Below are 19,627 nucleotides of genomic sequence, written 5' to 3'. Positions count from 1 at the left end.
GCTTTACCGCGGCGCCCTTTTTTTGTGGGGGAAGGCATAAAAAACGGCCCCGATAAACGGGGCCGCGATGAGGCTCACTAGCCGGTGTTGCGCATCCCGGCGGCGACGCCGGCGATGGTGACCATCAGCGCCTGCTCCACGCGGGCGTCCGGCTGCTCCTGCTGACGCGAACGGTGCAGCAGCTCGGCCTGCAAGACGTTCAGCGGGTCGGTATAGACGTTGCGCAGCGCGATGGATTCGGCGATCCACGGCAGGTCTTCCATCAGGTGCGCATCGTTGGCGATGGTCAGCACTACCTTGATGTCGCTTTCCAGCTGATCGCGCAGCTGTTGGCCCAGCGGCCACAGCGATTTATCCACCAGGCGCTGATCGTAGTATTCCGCCAGCCACAGGTCGGCTTTGGCGAACACCATTTCCAGCATGGCGATGCGGGTGGAGAAGAACGGCCAATCGCGACACATCGCCTCCAGCTCCGCCTGTTTGCCGGCCTTCACCGCTTCCTGCAATCCGGCGCCGGCGCCGAGCCAGGCCGGCAGCATCAGGCGGTTCTGCGTCCAGGCGAAGATCCACGGAATGGCGCGCAGGCTCTCTACGCCGCCGTTCGGCTTGCGCTTGGCCGGGCGCGAGCCCAGCGGCAGTTTGCCCAGCTCCAGCTCCGGCGTGGCCGCGCGGAAGTAAGGCACGAAGTCCGGGTTTTCACGCACGTAGCCGCGGTACATCCGGCAGGAGGTGTCGGACAGGTCGTCCATCAACGCCCGCCATTCTTTCTTCGGTTCCGGCGGCGGCAGCAGGTTGGCCTCGAGGATCGCGCCGGCATACAGCGCCAGGCTGCTTATGGTGACTTCCGGCAGGCCGAACTTGAAGCGGATCATCTCACCCTGTTCGGTGACGCGCAGGCCGCCCTTCAGGCTGCCCGGCGGCTGCGACAGCAGCGCCGCATGCGCCGGTGCGCCGCCGCGGCCGATGGAGCCGCCGCGGCCGTGGAACAGCGTCAGCGCCACGCCGGCCTTTTCACAGGTTTTGATCAGCGCGTCCTGCGCGCGGTACTGCGCCCAGGAAGCGGCCATCACGCCGGCGTCTTTCGCCGAGTCGGAATAGCCGATCATCACCATCTGTTTGCCCTGGATGAAGCCGCGATACCAGTCGATATTCAGCAACTGGGTCATTACGTCGTCGGCGTTGTTCAGGTCGTCGAGGGTTTCGAACAGCGGGGCGACCGGCAGCGCGAACGGGCAGCCGGCCTCTTTCAGCAGCAGGTGCACCGCCAGCACGTCGGAAGGCGTGCGCGCCATCGAAATCACGTAGGCGGCGATCGAGCCCTGCGGCGCTTCGGCGATCACCCGGCAGGTTTCCAGCACTTCCTGCGTGTCGGCGCTCGGTTGCCACTTCAGCGGCACCAGCGGGCGTTTGGAGTTCAGTTCGCGGATCAGGAACGCCTGTTTATCGGCTTCCGACCAGCTTTCATAGTCGCCCAGCCCCAGATAGCGGGTCAGCTCGGCGATGGCTTCGGTATGGCGGGTGCTCTCCTGACGCACGTCGATGCGCACCAACGGCACGCCGAAGCAGCGCACGCGGCGCAGGGTATCCAGCAGTTGACCATTGGCGATGATGCCCATGCCGCAGGCCTGCAGCGACTGGTAGCAGGCATACAGCGGCTCCCACAGCTGCTCGTTGTTCACCAGCAGGTCGTGCGGTTTCAGCACGCGCTCGCCCTTCAGGCGGCCTTCCAGATAGGCCTGGGAACTCATCAGCTGGCTGCGCAGCTGCTTCATGATTTCGCGGTACGGTTCCTGCACCTCATCGCCGCCGGCGCGGGCGCGCAGCTCCGGGGTACATTCGGTCATCGACAGCTCAGAGACCAGCACCTGGATGTCGCGGGTGAACAGGTCGCAGGCTTTCCAGCGGCTGAGCAGCAGCACATGGCGGGTAATTTCGGCGGTCACGTTCGGGTTGCCGTCGCGGTCGCCGCCCATCCAGGAGGTGAAGCGCACCGGCACCGCTTCCACCGGCAGGCTGTAATCGATGGAGTTTTCCAGCTGTTCGTTGAATTCGCGCAGGAACGCCGGCACGCCTTCCCACAGGCTGTTTTCCACCACCGCAAAGCCCCATTTGGCTTCGTCGATCGGGGAAGGGCGGTGTTTGCGAATTTCATCGGTGTGCCACGACTGGGCCACCAGCTGGCGCAGGCGGCGCATGATCTTGTTGCGCTCGTAGTCGGCCAGATCGTTGTGATCGAGCTGGCTGAGGCAGGTGTTGACCTCCACCAGCTTGTGGATCAGGGTGCGACGGGTGATCTCCGTCGGGTGCGCCGTCAGCACCAGCTCGATGGAGAGTTGCGATACCGCGTGCTGCAGCTCTTTGTCGCTGAGCTTTTTGTCTTTGAGACGGCTGAACAGTTGAGCCAGCGCTTCCGGGTTGCTGGCGGCCTCGCCGTTGGGCGAAATGCTGTGGTACTGCTCGGCGACGTTGGTCAGGTTGAGGAACTGGCTGAAGGCGCGCGCCACCGGCAGCAGCTCGTCGTTGGACAGGTTCTGCAGGGTGGAGAGCAGCTCCTGGCGATGCGCTTCGTTGCCGGCGCGTGAGGATTTGGAAAGCTTACGGATGGTCTCAACGCGATCGAGAATATGCTCACCCAGCGCTTCTTTGATGGTATCGCCGAGCAATTTGCCGAGCATACTGACATTACTGCGCATTGCCGAATATTGTTCGTTCATATAACCCCTGACCCAGTTCTGTATGATTTTTATCTTGTAAATAAATTTCACGCGTCAGGCGCAGACCGCCTGCCTGATCACATCGCGTTCCTGTCCAATCGTCAATTGACACTATTTTTAGCAAAAAAACATCAAAATCGGCGCATTTTCTGAAATTTAATTACGGCGCGTCGGTTATCAGCACGGCTTATTTCGCCGTTTTCTACTTATTTTGAGTTAGGGGAAGCATAAAGCATTTCCCCTGTTAAATGTCGGGTTTATTGCCGGCAAAAGTGATTGACCAGCTGACCCAACAGTTTGCGCGTCGGTTCGATAAACGCGGTGTCGATGTACTCGTCCGGCTGGTGGGCCTGATCGATGGAGCCGGGGCCGAGCACCAGGGTCGGGCATACCTGTTGCACGAACGGCGCTTCGGTGCAGTAGTTGACCACCTGCGTGCGGGTGCCCAGCAGCTCCTCGATCACCGCCACCATGCGGTGGTCGGTCGGGCATTCGTAGCCCGGCACCGACGCGTGCAGCTCTTCGATGGTCAGGCGGCCCGGCCAGCGTTGGCTTACCGGCTCCAGCGCCTGATGCATCAGTTCGTTGATGTTGTCGAGCGTCATGCCGGGCAGCGGGCGGATATCCAGGTGCAGTTCGCAGCAGGCGCAGATGCGGTTGGCCGCGTCACCGCCGCTGATATGGCCGAAGTTCATGGTGGGATAAGGCACGGCGAACGCCGGGTTGTTGTAGCGCTCCTGCAGGGTCTTGCGCAGCTCCATCAGGCGGCCGATGGACTCGTGCATCAGATCGATGGCGTTGACGCCGCGCGCCGGATCGCTGGAGTGGCCGGACTGGCCGACGATGCGAATGGCGTTGGCCATGTGGCCCTTGTGCGCGCGCACCGGCTGCAGCGAGGTCGGCTCGCCGATGATGGCGAAATCCGGCCGAATGGCGGTGGAGGCGGCGAAATAACGCGCGCCGGCCATCGTCGTTTCTTCATCTGCGGTGGCTAAAATGTACAGCGGCTTGGTCAGCTTGCTCGCGTCGATATCGCGCACCGCATCCAGAATAAAGGCGAAGAAGCCTTTCATGTCGGCGGTGCCCAGCCCGTAGAGCTTGTTGTCGTGCTCGGTCAGGGTGAAGGGATCGCGCGTCCAGCGGCCTTCGTCGTAAGGCACCGTATCGGTGTGGCCGGCCAGCAGCAGGCCGCCGCTGCCTTCGCCGATGCTGGCCAGCAGGTTGAATTTGTGGCGCGACTCCGGCACCGGCTGCACGTCGACGCGGAAGCCCAGGTCGGCAAACCATCCGGCCAGCAAGTTGATTAACGCCTCATTGCTCTGATCGAGGCCGGCATCGGTGGCGCTGATTGACGGAGTGGCGATCAACGCCCGGTACAGCTCAATAAATGGAGGTAATTTCATCTTCACTGTTGACAGCCTTTGGTTAGGATAGTATCAATATTCATGCATTTATTTTGAATAAAAATACAGTAAGCCGAAGCGTAAGGGAACCCGATGCCCGGATGTTTATAAAAGCATCAACGCCTGGCTCCGTGGGTGAACGGCGCAACAACGCTGGCTAGCCCTGTTACCTGGGTCGCAAGCGACCGCACGTCAGTTTAGAAGGTGAAAGGCCACATGTTGAATACGCTGATCGTTGGTGCCAGCGGTTACGCCGGAGCGGAGCTCACGGCTTACCTGAATCGCCACCCACACATGAACATAACCGCTTTAGCGGTTTCAGCGCAAAGTGCAGATGCAGGAAAGTTGCTTTCCGATCTCCATCCCCAGTTGAAAGGCATCGTCGATCTGCCGCTGCAGCCGTTGACCGACGTCGCCAAGGCGGCGCAGGGCATCGATGTAGTGTTCCTCGCCACCGCCCATGAAGTCAGCCACGATATCGCACCGGCTTTCCTGGCGGCGGGCTGCGTGGTGTTCGATCTGTCCGGCGCCTTTCGCGTGCAGGACGCCGGTTTTTATAGCCAGTACTACGGTTTCGAGCATCAGCATGGCGCCCTGCTGGAGCAGGCGGTGTACGGCCTGGCGGAGTGGCAGAGCGACAAGATCAAACAGGCGCAGCTGATCGCGGTGCCGGGCTGCTACCCGACGGCGGCGCAGCTGGCGCTGAAACCGTTGATCGAAAAGCAACTGCTGAACCTCGACCAGTGGCCGGTGATCAACGCCACCAGCGGCGTCAGCGGCGCCGGGCGCAAGGCCAGCATGACCACCAGTTTCTGCGAAGTGAGCCTGCAGCCGTACGGTATTTTCACTCACCGACACCAGCCGGAGATCGCCGCGCACCTGGGCGTGCCGGTCATCTTTACGCCGCACCTGGGCAATTTCCCGCGCGGCATTCTTGAAACCATCACCTGCCGCCTGAAAGCCGGCGTAACCGCGCAGGACGTGGCCGCCGCCTATCATGCCGCCTATGACGACAAGCCGCTGGTGCGGCTGTACGACCAGGGCGTGCCGGCGCTGAAAGCGGTGGTGGGGCTGCCGTTCTGCGACATCGGTTTTGCGGTGCAGGGCGAGCATCTGATCGCCGTCGCGGTGGAAGACAATCTGCTGAAAGGCGCGGCGGCGCAGGCGGTGCAATGCCTGAATATCCGTTTCGGCTTCCCGGAAACCCAATCACTCCTTTAAACCAGCGTGAGTAAACAGCAATGAACCCGTTAATTATCAAGTTAGGTGGCGTGTTATTAGACAGTGAAGAAGCGCTGGAGCGTCTGTTTACCGCGTTGGACAGCTATCGGCAGCAGCATCAGCGTCCGCTGGTGATCGTGCACGGCGGCGGCTGCGTGGTGGACGAGCTGATGAAGCAGCTCGCTTTACCGGTGGTGAAAAAGAACGGCCTGCGCGTCACGCCGGCCGATCAGATCGACATCATCACCGGCGCGCTGGCCGGCACCGCCAACAAAACGCTGCTGGCGTGGGCGATTAAGCATCAAATCAACGCCGTTGGCCTGAGCCTGGCGGACGGCGGCAGCGCAGTCGTGACCCAGCTCGATCCGGCATTGGGCCACGTCGGCAACGCGCAGCCCGGTTCGCCCGCGCTGCTCAATACCCTGCTGGGCGCCGGCTACCTGCCGGTTATCAGCTCCATCGGCATCACCGCCGAAGGGCAGTTAATGAACGTGAACGCCGATCAGGCGGCGACGGCGCTGGCGGCGACGCTGGGGGCGGATCTGATCCTGCTGTCGGACGTCAGCGGCATCCTCGACGGCAAGGGCCAACGCATTGCGGAAATGACGGCGCAAAAAGCGGAACAACTGATCGCGCAAGGCATCATCACCGATGGTATGGTGGTGAAGGTGAATGCGGCGCTCGACGCCGCCCGCACCCTCGGCCGCCCGGTGGATATCGCCAGCTGGCGCCATGCCGATCAGCTTCCTGCTTTGTTTAACGGCGTGTCGATTGGCACCCGGATCCTCGCTTAATTTTAGAATTAGAAAGGAATAGATCATGCAAAACCAAGGCATCAAAAAAATCGTTCTGGCGTACTCCGGCGGCCTGGATACCTCGGCCATCATTCCATGGCTGAAAGAGAACTACGGCGGCTGTGAAGTGGTGGCGTTCGTGGCGGACATCGGCCAGGAGCGCAGCGATCTGGAAGGCGTGGAGCAAAAAGCCCTGCAGTCCGGTGCCTCTGAATGTCACGTGGTCGATCTGCGTGAAGAATTTATCCGCGATTACGTTTATCCGGTGCTGCAGACCGGCGCCCTGTACGAAGGCAGCTACCTGCTGGGCACCTCAATGGCGCGGCCGATCATCGCCAAGGCGCAGGTCGAGTTGGCGTTGAAAGTGGGCGCGGACGCGCTGTGCCACGGCGCAACCGGCAAAGGCAACGATCAGGTGCGTTTCGAAACCACTTACACCGCGCTGGCGCCGCAGCTGAAAGTGGTAGCGCCGTGGCGCGAGTGGAACCTGCGTTCCCGTGAAGCGCTGCTGGATTACCTGAAAGAGCGCAATATCCCGACCACCGCATCGCTGGAGAAAATCTACAGCCGCGATGAGAACGCCTGGCACATCTCCACCGAAGGCGGCGTGCTGGAAAGCCCGTGGAACGCGCCAAATAAGGATTGCTGGGTATGGACCGTCGATCCGCAGGAAGCGCCGGACCAGCCTGAGCAGGTGACCGTTACCGTCGAGAAAGGCCGCGTCGTGGCGGTTAACGGTAAAGCGCTGTCGCCGTACCAGTGCCTGGAAACCCTGAACGCGCTGGGCGCCAAGCACGGCGTCGGCCGTATCGACATCGTGGAAAACCGTCTGGTGGGCATCAAATCCCGCGGCTGCTATGAGACCCCGGGGGGCACCATCATGGTGGCGGCGCTGCGCGCCATCGAGCAGCTGGTGCTGGATCGCGACAGCTTCAAATGGCGCGAGCAGCTGGGCCTGGAGATGTCCTATGTGGTGTACGACGGCCGTTGGTTCGCGCCGCTGCGCCGCTCGCTGCAGGCCTCTGCCGAAGCATTGGCTGAAGAGGTGAACGGTGAAGTGGTGCTGCAGCTGTACAAAGGCCAGGTGACGGCGACCCAGAAAAAATCCGCCAACAGCCTGTACTCCGAAGAGTTCGCCACCTTCGGTGAAGACGAAGTTTACGATCACAGCCACGCGGGCGGCTTTATCCGCCTGTTCTCTCTGTCTTCACGCATCCGCGCGTTGAACGAGAAAAAGAATAAATAACCGATTGGCGTGACTCTGCAAGGGCGCAGCATGCTGCGCCCTTTCGCATAAAAATTCAGGAGTAAAGGTATGGCACTTTGGGGCGGAAGGTTCACTCAGGCGGCGGATCAGCGGTTCAAGCAACTCAACGATTCGCTGCGGTTCGATTATCGCCTGGCGGAGCAGGATATCGTGGGCTCGGTGGCCTGGTCGAAGGCGCTGGTGACCGTTAACGTGTTGACGGCAACGGAGCAACAGCAGCTGGAGCAGGCGCTGAATGCCTTGCTGACGGAAGTCCAGGCCGATCCTTTGGCGATCGTCCAAAGCGATGCCGAAGACATCCACAGCTGGGTGGAGCAGAAGCTGATCGAGAAGGTCGGCGATTTGGGCAAGAAGCTGCACACCGGCCGCAGCCGCAACGATCAGGTCGCGACCGATCTGAAGCTGTGGTGCAAACAGCAGATAGGCGATCTGCATCAGGCGATCGTCCAGCTGCAGCAGGCGCTGGTGGAGACCGCCGAAGCTAACCAGGATGCGGTGATGCCGGGGTATACCCACCTGCAACGCGCGCAGCCGGTGACTTTCGCGCACTGGTGCCTGGCCTATGTCGAGATGCTGGCGCGCGATGAGAGCCGCCTGCAGGACACCCTGAAACGGCTGGACGTCAGCCCGCTGGGCAGCGGCGCGCTGGCTGGCACCGCGTATCCTATCGATCGCGAGCAACTGGCCGGCTGGCTGGGCTTCGCCTCGGCGACCCGCAACAGCCTGGACAGCGTATCCGATCGCGATCACGTGTTGGAACTGCTGTCCAACGCCGCCATCAGCATGGTGCATCTGTCGCGCTTCGCCGAAGATCTGATCTTCTTCAACAGCGGCGAGGCGGCGTTTGTCGAGCTGTCCGACCGCGTGACCTCCGGCTCTTCGTTGATGCCGCAGAAGAAAAACCCGGACGCGCTGGAGCTGATCCGCGGCAAGTGCGGCCGCGTACAGGGCGCGCTGACCGGCATGATGATGACGCTGAAAGGCCTGCCGCTGGCGTACAACAAAGACATGCAGGAAGACAAAGAAGGGTTGTTCGACGCGCTCGACACCTGGATGGACTGCCTGCAGATGGCGGCGCTGGTGCTGGACGGCATTCAGGTGAAGCGCCCGCGCTGCCGGGAAGCGGCGGAGCAGGGCTATGCCAACGCCACCGAGCTGGCGGATTACCTGGTCGCCAAGGGCGTGCCGTTCCGCGAAGCGCACCATATCGTCGGTGAGGCAGTGGTAGAAGCGATTCGCCAGGGCAAACCGCTGGAAGCGCTGCCGCTGGCGGATTTGCAGCAGTTCAGCGCGACGATCGCTGACGATGTCTACCCGATCCTGGCGTTGCAATCCTGCCTGGACAAACGTGCGGCCAAAGGCGGCGTCGCGCCGCAACAGGTGGTCGCGGCAATCGCCGCAGCGAAACAGCGTTTGGCTTGACGACGACAAGGGCGGCCTGGCGCCGCCCTTGAACCTCTACCCCGCCAGGCGGGCGCACAGATAACGGTTCAGGCTCACGCCTTCTTCCATCGCGCCGATCGCCAGCCGGCGATGCTGTTCCGGCGTCATGCGCAACACCAGTTTTCCGCTGAAGTTCTTTTCCGCCAGCGCCTGCGGCGGCGTTTCGCCTTGCGCCAGCATATCGGCGATCGTTTCGCTCACCACTTTTTCGATGCCCTCCAGTGCGCCGGTACGCGTGGCGGCCAGCCAGGACAGCGAGGGGAATTCGGCGCACAGCCCGACATATTCACGATCTTCCGCTGACCAGGTGATGCGATAGGTATAGTGTTCATGCTTTTCCATGCTCTTCCTCCATTCTGGCTCTGTCCTCCATTTTAGTGTCATTATTGATATCACTTCAATGCCAAAGCATAAAAATGCGTGCAGGAGGGCCGTGAGGCAAGAGCAGGGAGGAAAATCTGGAAAGCGCTGCGCAAAAAAAACGGGCCTGTAGGCCCGGTGGGTATGAATGGAGAATGAGGGGTTATTCGCCCGGGCAGCGCTGGCAGCGCTCGATTTCGGCCGCGCCGAGTTTGAGCTTCGCCTGCAGGTCGCGCAGCGCGGTGCGCAAGCCTTCTTCGATCACTGGATGATAGAACGGCATGTCCAGCATCTGATCGACGGTCATCTGCTGCTGGTGCGCCCAGGCCAACAGGTGCGCAATGTGTTCGGCGTCCGGGCCGATCATTTCCGCACCGAGGAAACGGCCGGTGCCCTGTTCGCCGTAAACGTGCAGAACGCCCTTGTTGCGCAGCATCACCCGAGAGCGGCCCTGATTCTCAAACGAGACCTTGCCCACTTCAAAACAGCCGCAGGCGCTGAACTTCTCGCTCAGCTCGCGGAAGGTCGAGCCGACCATGGCGATCTGCGGATCGGAGAACACCACCGAAATCGCGCTGCGGCGCAGACCCGGATTGATCTCCGGGAAGCTGCCGGCGTTGGCGCCGGCGATGCGCGCCTGATCGCTGGCCTCATGCAGCAGCGGCAGCTGGTTGCTGGCGTCGCCGGCGATGAAGATATGCGGCACGCTGGTTTGCATCGTCAGGCGGTCGGCCAGCGGCACGCCTCGAGCGTCGAGCTGCAAACCGGTGTTTTCGAGGCCTAACCGATCGACGTTGGGGCGGCGGCCAGTGGCGGCCAACACGTAGTCCACCAGGATCTCCTGCGGTTGGCCCTGCAGATCCCGATAGCGGATAAACACCTTGTCGCCTTCGCGCTGCATCATCTCCACTTTCACGTCGGCGTCGAGATAGAACTCTTCCCCCAACGTTTTCGCGGCGTAATCGCGCACGGCGCTGTCGGTGAGCGGCCCGACGGCGCCGCCGATGCCGAAGACCCGGGTGTCGACCCCGAGGCGGTGCAGCGCTTGCCCCAGTTCCAGCCCGATGACGCCGGGGCCGAACACCGCTACGGACTGCGGCAAATCATCCCAGTTGAAGAGATCGTCGTTGACGATCAGGCGATCGCCCAGTTCGTTCCACGGCGCCGGCCAGCTGGGGCGGGAGCCGGTGGCGATTACGATGCGCTGCGCCACAATGCGCGTATGCTCATCGACCTGCAGCGTGTTGTCGTCGATAAAGCGGGCATAGCCCTGAATTTTGTCGCCGGCCGGGATCTCGTCCACGCCTTCCAGCACGAAGCCGACGAAACGATCGCGTTCGCGTTTGACGCGAGCCATCACCTCGCGCCCGTCAATGCGCGTTTTGCCGCTTGGGTGTACGCCAAAGCCCGGCGCACGTTCGATTTGATGCACCGCTTCGGCGGCGGCGATCAATAATTTGGATGGCATGCAGCCAACGCGCGCACAGGTGGTGCCATAAGGCCCGCCTTCGATCATCACCACGCTGGGGGTAGACAGTTTGGCCGCTCGGTAGGCGCCGAGCCCTGCGGTGCCGCCGCCGATGACCGCGACATCAACGTTCAACAGTTTCATATCCGCTCCTGAAAGGTAAAAAAAAGGCGGGCCGTAGCCCGCCAAAGTTCACGTTGGCTTTGTTATTACTTATTAAGCTGACAGGAAGGTTTCCAGATCGTCGCTGCCGCCGATGTGACGGCCGCCGATGAATACCTGCGGCACCGTGGCGCGGCCGCTGACGGCGCGCAGGCTGACGGTGGTGGCGTCTTTGCCCAGCACGATCTCTTCATACTGAATGCCGCGCTCTTGCAGCATCTGCTTGGCTTTGGCGCAGAATGGGCAGCCCGGTTTGGTGAACAGGGAGACCGATTCCTGCACTTTGAATTCCGGCGCCAGGTATTTCAGCATGGTGTCGGCGTCGGACACTTCAAACGGGTCGCCCGGCTTGTTTGGTTCGACAAACATTTTCTCGACCACGCCGTCGCGCACCAGCATCGAGTAGCGCCATGAGCGAGGGCCAAAGCCCAGATCCGCTTTCTCAACCAGCATGTTCATGCCTTTGGTGAATTCACCGTTGCCGTCCGGCACGAAAGTGATGTTTTCCGCATGCTGATCGGCTTTCCAGGCGTTCATGACGAAGGTGTCGTTCACCGAGACGCAAAGAATGCTATCGACGCCGTGCTGCTTGAATACGCTGGACAGCTCGTTGTAACGCGGCAGATGGCTTGAAGAGCAGGTCGGCGTAAACGCGCCCGGCAGCGAGAACACGATAACGGTTTTGTTTTTGAACAGGTCATCAGTGGTCACATCAATCCATTGGTCGCCCTGACGGGTGTGGAAAGTAACCTGAGGAACTTTCTTGCCTTCTTGACTGGTAAACATTGATTAACCCCTTAATTAGGAAAAGTAATTTTTAGCATTTAGCGCGATATCGCTTCGTTGGGACACATTATTGTCGCTGGGGCTTGATAGATCTAATCGCTCATTGCTATCTTATCTATCGCCATGAGCTATCATGGAATGGAGGGAAACAATGAATATTCGTGATTTAGAGTATCTGGTCGCCTTGGCCGAGCACCGGCACTTCCGCCGCGCGGCCGATTCATGCCATGTGAGCCAGCCCACGCTGAGCGGGCAGATCCGCAAGCTGGAAGACGAGTTGGGCGTCATGCTGCTCGAGCGCACCAGCCGCAAGGTGCTGTTCACCCAGGCCGGTCTGTTGCTGGTGGAGCAGGCGCGTACCGTGCTGCGCGAAGTGAAAGTGTTGAAGGAGATGGCCAGCCAGCAGGGCGAAGCCATGTCCGGGCCGCTGCACATCGGCCTGATCCCGACCGTGGGGCCTTATCTGCTGCCGCAGATCATACCGACACTGCACAAAACCTTCCCGAAACTGGAAATGTACCTGCACGAAGCGCAAACCCACCAACTGCTGGCGCAACTCGACAGCGGCAAACTGGACTGCGCCATTCTGGCGTTGGTGAAGGAAACCGAGGCGTTTATCGAAGTGCCTCTGTTCGATGAACCGATGAAGCTGGCGGTGTACTCCGATCACCCGTGGGCGCAGCGCGAGCGCGTGGCGATGCCGGATTTAGCGGGAGAGAAGCTGCTGATGTTGGAAGATGGCCACTGCCTGCGCGATCAGGCGATGGGCTTCTGCTTCCAGGCGGGCGCGGACGAAGATACTCACTTCCGCGCCACCAGTCTGGAAACGTTGCGCAATATGGTCGCTGCCGGCAGCGGCATTACCCTGCTGCCGTCACTGGCGGTGCCGCCGCAGCGCGAACGCGACGGCGTGTGCTATCTGGATTGCTACAAGCCGGAGCCGAAGCGCACCATCGCGTTGGTGTATCGCCCCGGTTCCCCACTGCGCAGCCGTTATGAGCAGTTGGCCGAAGCGATCCGCGAGCACATGCAGGGCTACATCGACAGCGCGTTAAAACAGGCGGTTTAAGCCGTTAAGCGCCGCCACCCGGTAGGCTTCGGCCATGGTCGGATAGTTGAAGGTCGTATTAACGAAATACTCGATGGTATTGCCTTCACCTTTCTGTTCCATGATCGCCTGGCCGATGTGGATGATCTCCGCCGCACGCTCGCCGAAGCAGTGGATCCCGAGGATCTGCAGGGTGTCGCGATGGAACAGGATCTTCAGGCTGCCGACGTTCATCCCGGCTATCTGCGCGCGCGCCAGATGCTTGAACTGGGCGCGGCCCACTTCATACGGCACCTTCATCGCGGTCAGTTCCTGCTCGGTTTTGCCGACGGAGCTGATTTCCGGAATGGTGTAGATGCCGGTCGGGATATCTTCGATTAAGTGACCGCTGGCTTCGCCGGAGGCGATCGCTTGCGCGGCGATGCGGCCCTGATCGTAGGCGGCGGAAGCCAGGCTCGGATAGCCGATCACGTCACCGACCGCATAGATGTGCGACAGCGCGGTCTGATACATGCTGTTCACTTTCAGCAGCCCGCGGCTGTCCGACTCCAGACCGACGTTCTCCAACCCCAACGAATCGGTGTTGCCGGTACGGCCGTTAGCGTACAGCAGGCAGTCCGCTTTCACCTTCTTGCCGGACTTCAGGTGCACGATCACGCCGTCTTCGGTGCCTTCGATCTTCTCGAATTCTTCGTTGTGGCGGATCACCACGCCGTTGTTCCAGAAGTGGTAAGAGAGCGAATCCGACATCTCTTGATCGAGGAACGCCAGCAGCCGATCGCGGGTGTTGATCAGATCCACCTTGACGTTCAGGCCGCGGAAGATAGACGCATATTCGCAGCCGATCACCCCGGCGCCGTAAATGATCACGTGGCGCGGCTCATGGCTCAGCTCGAGAATGGAGTCGCTGTCGTAGATGCGCGGGTGATTGAAATCGACGCTGGCCGGATGGTAAGGGCGCGAGCCGCAGGCGATCACGATGTGGTCGGCGCGGATGGTGTCCTGGGTGCCGTCCATGTAGCTGACGCTGACGGTGTTGGCGTCGATGAAGCGCGCGTCGCCGGCGAACAGCTTGCACTGGTTCCGCTCATAGAACCCTTGGCGCATGCGGGTCTGCTGGCTGATGACGTTATCGGCGTGGCGTAAAATGTCAGGGAAGGTCGCGCTAAGCGTGCGCGAATTGTTGTAAAGCGGGTTCTGGTTGAATTCGATAATGCGGCTGACGGCGTGGCGGAGGGCTTTGGAAGGGATGGTGCCCCAATGGGTACATCCGCCGCCTACGTTGTTGTACCGTTCGATAACGGCCACACGGGCGCCCTGTTTCACCAGCCCCATGGCGGCACCTTCACCACCAGGGCCCGAGCCAATCACTATGGCATCAAATTGATAGTGCTGTTGCATGTAGGAGAGACCTGTTTTTTTATACAAGATTACAACGGTATCTTAACATCATAGCGCTGCTCACCCAATCACCATTAGGCTTTTTGAGTCAAAGCACAATCGGCTCAGGGCGGAAGTGTGATAGAGCGCGTTAGTATAAATGCTGTTGCAATAAAATTTGCTATATTGCCGAGTCTAGGGCGTTAGACTGAGAGAATGGAACCTATCCGGATATGCATATGGGCGTCAGAGCACAACAAAAAGAACGGACTCGTCGTTCCCTGATCGAAGCCGCATTCAGCCAGCTGAGCGCCGAACGCAGCTTCGCCAGCCTGAGCCTGCGGGAAGTTTCACGCGAGGCGGGCATCGCGCCCACGTCGTTTTACCGCCATTTCCGCGACGTGGATGAGCTGGGGCTGACCATGGTGGATGAAAGCGGCCTGATGCTGCGTCAGTTGATGCGCCAGGCGCGCCAACGCATCGCCAAGGGCGGCAGCGTGATCCGCACCTCGGTGTCCACCTTTATGGAATTTATCGGCAACAACCCGAACGCCTTCCGCCTGCTGCTGCGCGAGCGCTCCGGCACGTCGGCGGCATTTCGTGCGGCGGTGGCGCGCGAGATCCAGCATTTCATCGCCGAACTGGCGGACTACCTCGAGTTGGAAAACCACATGCCGCGCAGCTTTACCGAAGCGCAGGCGGAAGCGATGGTCACCATCGTGTTCAGCGCCGGCGCGGAAGCGCTGGATATCGACGTCGAGCAGCGGCAGCAGCTGGAAGAACGGCTGGTGCTGCAGCTGCGGATGATCTCCAAAGGGGCGTATTACTGGTATCGTCGCGAACAAGAAAAAGCTTCTGTGTCCCACGTATAAAAAAGGTAAAAAATGATGGAAAAACCAGGCCGTGAAAATGGCACCTTACTGCTGGCGTTGATTGCCGGCCTTTCGATCAACGGTTCCTTTGCCGCGCTGTTCAGCTCGGTGGTGCCGTTTTCGATCTTCCCGCTGATTGCGTTGGTGCTGGCGGTGTACTGTCTGCATCAGCGTTACCTGAACCGCGCCATGCCGGACGGCATGCCGAAGCTGGCGGCGGCCTGCTTCCTGCTGGGGCTGTTGATGTACAGCGCCATCGTGCGCGCCGAATACCCGCAGATCGGCTCCAACTTCCTGCCGTCGGTGATCTGTGTGGCGCTGGTGCTGTGGATTGGGGTCAAGCTGAAGGCGCGTAAGGCGCTGGATGCGCCGACTCAAGAGCCGTAATGAAACGGGGCGCCATCATGGCGCCCCTGTCGTATCAGCGGTGTTTTTCCAGCAACACGCCGCATTCCATGTGATGGGTATACGGGAACTGGTCGAACAGCGCCAGGCGGCTGACCCGGTGCGTGGCCTGCAGCGTTTCCAGGTTGGCGCACAGCGTTTCCGGATTGCATGAAATATACAGAATGCGCGGGTAAGCCTGCACCATCTTCACCGTTTCCGCGTCCAGCCCGCTGCGCGGCGGATCGACGAAAATCGTCTCGCAGTTGTAGCCGCTCAGATCGATGCCTTTCAACCGGTTGAATTCGCGTACTCCGTTCATCGCCTGAGTGAAGTCTTCTGCCGCCATGCGGATGATCTGCACGTTGTCGATATGGTTGGCGGCGATGTTGTACTGCGCCGCCGCCACCGACGGCTTGGCGATCTCGGTCGCCAGCACGCGCTCGAAATTGCGCGCCAACGCCAGCGAGAAGTTGCCGTTGCCGCAGTACAGCTCCAGCAAATCGCCTTTGGAACCGGCGGTGACCGCCAGCGCCCATTCCAGCATCTGCACGTTCATGGCCGCGTTGGGTTGAGTAAAGCTGTTTTCCACCTGTCGGTAGATCATATCGCGGCCGGCGACCGTCAGCACTTCGTCAACATAATCCTGGTCGAGCATGATCTTGGTCTTCGACGCTCGGCCGATCAGCTGCAGGTCGAAACCCTGCGCGCGCAGCTCGTCGCGCAGTTGCTCGGCGCGCTGCTGCCAAGCGTCATCCAGCTTGCGGTGGTACAGCAGCGAGGCGATGATTTTACCGCTTTGCGTCGACAGATAATCGATCTGGAACAGCTTGTGACGCAGGATCGGCTCCGGTTTCAGCGCGGCGATCAGGGCGCTCATCAGGCGGTTGATCAGTTCGCTGGCGGCCGGGAATTGATCGACGCGAATACGCTGCTTGGTCTGCTGATCGAACATGATGTGATACATGTCGTCCGCATCGTGCCAGATGCGGAACTCGGCGCGCATGCGGTAGTGGTCGACTGGCGAGCGGAACACTTCCGGCTCGGGCGCCGCGAACGGTGACATCAACGTCTTCAGGCGGGCGACTTTCTCCGCCAGTTGGTCATCGTAACGTTCAATAGGCAAATTCTCGGGCGTCATGTGTGTCTTCTCGTCAGGCAAATTTGATCAGCGGGGATTGTAGGGAATCAGCCCGTGAAGTCCAGTTTTGTCGCGTTTATTATTTGTAACATTAGTAGCAGTCTAGACATCTATTTGCATTGATCGTAGCATTGCCGTCCGGCCTCAAGCAGCGAGTGAAAAGGGAATCCGGTGTGAATCCGGAGCTGACGCGCAGCGGTAAGGGGAAGTCACGGCGATAGCGTTTTGACGCAGACACTGTCCACTGCAGGATGGGAAGTCATCGCCCGTTGCCGGTCGCGCCCCGCGGCCCGCAAATCCCAAGCCCGAAGACCTGCCGGTGTTACGTCGCAATATCCGTGGCCGTCGCGAACTACCGGCCATGATCCTGCGGCATCCGCCAATTAAGTTTGGATGCTTTTCTCATGACAATTACAAAAAATACGCTGCTGGCGGTGGTCTCCTCCGTCACGGCTTTTTCTGGATGGGCGCAAGACAACACTACAGCCACGAATGGCGATAACCTGGTGGTGACCGCCAACCGTTTCCCGCAGCCGGTTTCTTCCGTGTTGGCGCCGACCTCCGTCGTCACCCGTAACGATATCGATCGCTGGCAGGCCAAGAGCCTGACCGACGTGATGCGCCGTTTGCCAGGCGTGGACATTGCGCAGAATGGCGGCCTGGGGCAGCAAAGTTCGTTGTTTATTCGCGGCACCAATTCCAGCCATGTGCTGGTGTTAATTGACGGTATTCGCCTTAATCAGGCGGGCGTCAGCGGCTCTTCCGATCTCAGCCAAATCCCGATCTCGCTGGTGCAGAAAGTCGAATACATTCGCGGCCCGCGTTCGGCGGTATACGGTTCCGACGCCATCGGCGGCGTAGTCAACATTATTACCACCCGCGAAAAGAACGGCACGACGCTGGCTGCCGGCGTCGGCTCCAACGGCTATCAATCCTACGATGCGTCGACGCAACAGCCGCTGGGCGACAGCACCGTGGCGACGGTGGCGGGGAACTATACCTATACCAAAGGGTATAATGTTATAGCGAACTTGCCGGACAGCTTCGGCAATCCTGCACAGCCTGACCGCGACGGCTTTATGAGCAAATCTCTGTATGGCGGCATTGAGCACAAGTTCAATGAGGCGTTCAGCGGCTTTGTTCGTGGTTATGGTTATGACAATCGCACGGCCTATGACGGTAATTACAGTTATTCGGATCCGGCGCATTTAGATGCGTTGCCTGACACTCGCCAACTCTATAGCCAAAGTTGGGATAGCGGTCTGCGCTATCAGGACGGCATCTATGCTACGCAGTTGATCGCGAGCTATAGCCATACCAAAGACTATAACTACGATCCCAAATACGGCCCTTATTCTGCGTCTGCAACCCTGGATGACTCCACGCAATACAATGTGCAGTGGGGCAATACGTTCCAGGTTGCTCAAGGCCATATCAGTACGGGTGTCGATTGGCAGAATCAGAAAATCGAACCGGGTACGGCTTACATCACTGAGAGCAAGAGCCAACGTAATACCGGGCTTTATCTGACGGCGCAGCAACAAGTGGATGCCTTTACTTTGGAAGGTGCGGTGCGCGGTGATGATAACTCGCAGTTTGGTTGGCATGGCACTTGGCAAACCAGCGTGGCTTGGGAATTTGTTGAGGGCTATCGCGCCATCGCGTCTTATGGTACTGCGTTTAAAGCGCCAAATTTGGGGCAGCAGTACGGCAGCTTTGGCGGCAACCCGGATTTGAAACCGGAAGAAAGCAAACAGTGGGAAGGGGGCTTTGAGGGGCTGACCGGCCCGGTCACTTGGCGCGTTACCGGTTATCGCAATGATATAGATAATCTGATCAGCTATGCATCAAGCGGTTCAGGTTCAGCCTATTACAATGTTAATCAGGCAAGGATTAAAGGTGTTGAAGCGACGGCGTCTTTTGATACCGGCCCGCTGACGCATCAGATTGGTTACGATTATGTCGACCCGCGCAACGCCAAGACCAACGAAGTGCTGTTGCGCCGCGCCAAACAGCAGGTGAAATATGAGCTGGACTGGCAGCTGTATGACTTTGATTGGGCGGTAACCTACCAGTATCTGGGAGAGCGCTACGACGGTGATTACAGCGGCTACACTACGCGTACGGTTAAACTTGGCGGCGTGAGCCTGTGGGATCTCGCAGTTTCGTATCCGGTCACATCTCATCTGACAGTTCGTGGTAGAATTGCCAACCTGTTTGATAAAGATTATGAGACGGCCTATGGCTACGCTACTCCAGGAAGAGAATACTACCTCACTGGAAGCTATACCTTCTAACAGCACCGCCACACCTCGCCCGACGGTGCTGGTTTTTGATTCCGGCGTCGGCGGGCTGTCGGTGTATCAGGAGATTCGGCAGTTGCTGCCGGATCTCCACTATATATACGCGTTCGACAACGTGGCGTTCCCCTACGGCGAGAAGTCCGAAGAGTTTATCGTTGAGCGCGTGCTGGAGATTGTCGGCGCGGTGCAGCAGCGTCATCCTCTGGCGATTGTCGTCATCGCCTGCAACACCGCCAGCACGGTCTCCTTGCCGGCCTTGCGCGAGCGTTTCAGTTTCCCGGTCGTGGGCGTGGTGCCCGCCATCAAACCTGCGGCCCGTCTTACCGTCAACGGCATTGTCGGCCTGTTGGCGACCCGCGGCACCGTACAGCGCAGCTACACCCATGAGCTGATTTCCCGGTTCGCCACCGATTGCAAGATTGAGCTGCTGGGCTCTTCTGAACTGGTGGAGCTGGCGGAAGCCAAGCTGCACGGCGAAGCCGTGCCGCTGCCGGTGCTGAAGAAGATCCTGCATCCTTGGCTGAGCATGCGCGAGCCGCCGGATACGGTCGTGCTGGGCTGCACCCATTTTCCTCTGTTAGCTGAAGAGCTGATGCAGGTGTTGCCCGAAGGCACCCGATTGGTGGATTCCGGCGCGGCGATTGCCCGCCGCACCGCCTGGCTCATCTCTACGCAGGAAAGCCTGGTCTCGAGCCAGGAAGAGAATCTGGCGTATTGCATGGCGTTAAATGAAGATACTGACGCTTTATTGCCCGTTTTGCAGGGCTATGGCTTTAAATCGTTGAAAAAACTGCCGCTTTAACGGTGTTTTGGTCAAACATTCAACGGTCGGAAAAAATATTGAAAATAGGGGTTGCGGCTCGCCGAGAACTCCCTATAAT

The 19,627-nt window shown here is 59.8% G+C and carries 16 protein-coding genes and 1 riboswitch; of the genes, 9 read left to right on the top strand and 7 right to left on the bottom strand.

The window, feature by feature from the left end:
• Positions 1 to 77: 77 nt before the first annotated feature.
• Entirely contained in the window at positions 78 to 2,714 is a 2,637-nt protein-coding gene (gene ppc, locus WFM45_RS23225) for a phosphoenolpyruvate carboxylase (RefSeq protein ID WP_015379411.1), read from the bottom strand.
• Positions 2,715 to 2,971: 257 nt separating this feature from the next.
• Positions 2,972 to 4,117, bottom strand: coding sequence for an acetylornithine deacetylase (argE, locus tag WFM45_RS23220; protein WP_015379410.1), 1,146 nt, complete (start codon positions 4,115 to 4,117; stop codon positions 2,972 to 2,974).
• A gap of 216 nt (positions 4,118 to 4,333) precedes the next feature.
• Here argE and argC point away from each other — a divergent pair, with 216 nt between their 5' ends.
• The 4 genes from argC (at position 4,334) to argH (ending at position 8,821) form a co-directional block, all read left to right on the top strand.
• On the top strand, positions 4,334 to 5,338 hold the full coding sequence (gene argC, locus WFM45_RS23215) for an N-acetyl-gamma-glutamyl-phosphate reductase (RefSeq protein ID WP_025304655.1): 1,005 nt from the start codon (positions 4,334 to 4,336) through the stop codon (positions 5,336 to 5,338).
• Positions 5,339 to 5,358: 20 nt separating this feature from the next.
• A complete protein-coding gene (argB, locus tag WFM45_RS23210) occupies positions 5,359 to 6,132 on the top strand; it encodes an acetylglutamate kinase (RefSeq protein ID WP_015379408.1) in 774 nt (257 codons plus the stop codon).
• A gap of 25 nt (positions 6,133 to 6,157) precedes the next feature.
• Positions 6,158 to 7,378: an argininosuccinate synthase gene (locus WFM45_RS23205; protein WP_004931061.1), complete on the top strand. Its 1,221-nt coding sequence runs from the start codon at positions 6,158 to 6,160 to the stop codon at positions 7,376 to 7,378.
• Between the two features lie 69 nt (positions 7,379 to 7,447).
• Positions 7,448 to 8,821: an argininosuccinate lyase gene (argH, locus tag WFM45_RS23200; RefSeq protein ID WP_336957396.1), complete on the top strand. Its 1,374-nt coding sequence runs from the start codon at positions 7,448 to 7,450 to the stop codon at positions 8,819 to 8,821.
• Positions 8,822 to 8,857: 36 nt separating this feature from the next.
• Here argH and WFM45_RS23195 read toward each other — a convergent pair whose 3' ends face one another.
• The 3 genes from WFM45_RS23195 to WFM45_RS23185 all read right to left on the bottom strand — a co-directional run bounded on the left by WFM45_RS23195 (position 8,858) and on the right by WFM45_RS23185 (position 11,618).
• On the bottom strand, positions 8,858 to 9,184 hold the full coding sequence (locus WFM45_RS23195) for a type II toxin-antitoxin system HicB family antitoxin (protein WP_019452249.1): 327 nt from the start codon (positions 9,182 to 9,184) through the stop codon (positions 8,858 to 8,860).
• A 181-nt stretch (positions 9,185 to 9,365) separates the two neighbouring features.
• Positions 9,366 to 10,814 carry a dihydrolipoyl dehydrogenase gene (locus WFM45_RS23190; protein ID WP_060557939.1) on the bottom strand — a complete coding sequence of 483 codons (1,449 nt, stop codon included), beginning with the start codon at positions 10,812 to 10,814 and terminating at the stop codon, positions 9,366 to 9,368.
• Positions 10,815 to 10,886: 72 nt separating this feature from the next.
• The gene (locus tag WFM45_RS23185) at positions 10,887 to 11,618 is read right to left on the bottom strand and encodes a glutathione peroxidase (protein ID WP_004931051.1); all 732 of its coding nucleotides are present in this window, start codon (positions 11,616 to 11,618) and stop codon (positions 10,887 to 10,889) included.
• 151 nt (positions 11,619 to 11,769) lie between these two features.
• Between WFM45_RS23185 and oxyR the strand changes: the two genes are divergently transcribed.
• Positions 11,770 to 12,687 carry a DNA-binding transcriptional regulator OxyR gene (gene oxyR, locus WFM45_RS23180; RefSeq protein ID WP_015379402.1) on the top strand — a complete coding sequence of 306 codons (918 nt, stop codon included), beginning with the start codon at positions 11,770 to 11,772 and terminating at the stop codon, positions 12,685 to 12,687.
• Here oxyR and sthA read toward each other — a convergent pair.
• Positions 12,670 to 14,067, bottom strand: a complete 1,398-nt coding sequence (sthA, locus tag WFM45_RS23175; protein ID WP_004931047.1) for a Si-specific NAD(P)(+) transhydrogenase — start codon at positions 14,065 to 14,067, stop codon at positions 12,670 to 12,672. The genes oxyR and sthA overlap by 18 nt on opposite strands.
• Positions 14,068 to 14,285: 218 nt before the next feature.
• On the opposite strand from sthA, the gene fabR reads away from it, so the two are divergent.
• A complete protein-coding gene (gene fabR, locus WFM45_RS23170) occupies positions 14,286 to 14,918 on the top strand; it encodes an HTH-type transcriptional repressor FabR (protein ID WP_004931044.1) in 633 nt (210 codons plus the stop codon).
• 15 nt (positions 14,919 to 14,933) lie between these two features.
• Entirely contained in the window at positions 14,934 to 15,305 is a 372-nt protein-coding gene (locus tag WFM45_RS23165; RefSeq protein WP_004931042.1) for a YijD family membrane protein, read from the top strand.
• 34 nt (positions 15,306 to 15,339) lie between these two features.
• Here WFM45_RS23165 and trmA read toward each other — a convergent pair whose 3' ends face one another.
• Positions 15,340 to 16,443 (bottom strand): tRNA (uridine(54)-C5)-methyltransferase TrmA, encoded by a 1,104-nt coding sequence (gene trmA, locus WFM45_RS23160; RefSeq protein WP_033631315.1) that lies wholly within the window; start codon positions 16,441 to 16,443, stop codon positions 15,340 to 15,342.
• Between the two features lie 122 nt (positions 16,444 to 16,565).
• A riboswitch (cobalamin riboswitch) is annotated at positions 16,566 to 16,778 on the top strand.
• Positions 16,779 to 16,847: 69 nt separating this feature from the next.
• On the opposite strand from trmA, the gene btuB reads away from it, so the two are divergent.
• Both btuB and murI read left to right on the top strand, forming a co-directional pair.
• On the top strand, positions 16,848 to 18,740 hold the full coding sequence (btuB, locus tag WFM45_RS23155; RefSeq protein WP_156866546.1) for a TonB-dependent vitamin B12 receptor BtuB: 1,893 nt from the start codon (positions 16,848 to 16,850) through the stop codon (positions 18,738 to 18,740).
• Positions 18,685 to 19,548: a glutamate racemase gene (gene murI / locus WFM45_RS23150; protein ID WP_033631312.1), complete on the top strand. Its 864-nt coding sequence runs from the start codon at positions 18,685 to 18,687 to the stop codon at positions 19,546 to 19,548. The genes btuB and murI overlap by 56 nt, the downstream gene beginning before the upstream one ends.
• Positions 19,549 to 19,627 lie beyond the last annotated feature (79 nt).

The organism is Serratia sp. KG1D, from assembly GCF_037150675.1.
GTDB classification, from domain to species: Bacteria; Pseudomonadota; Gammaproteobacteria; order Enterobacterales; family Enterobacteriaceae; genus Serratia; species Serratia nematodiphila.
Note: the sequence above shows the minus strand (reverse complement) of the source record. Positions and strands in the feature narration are given on the sequence as shown.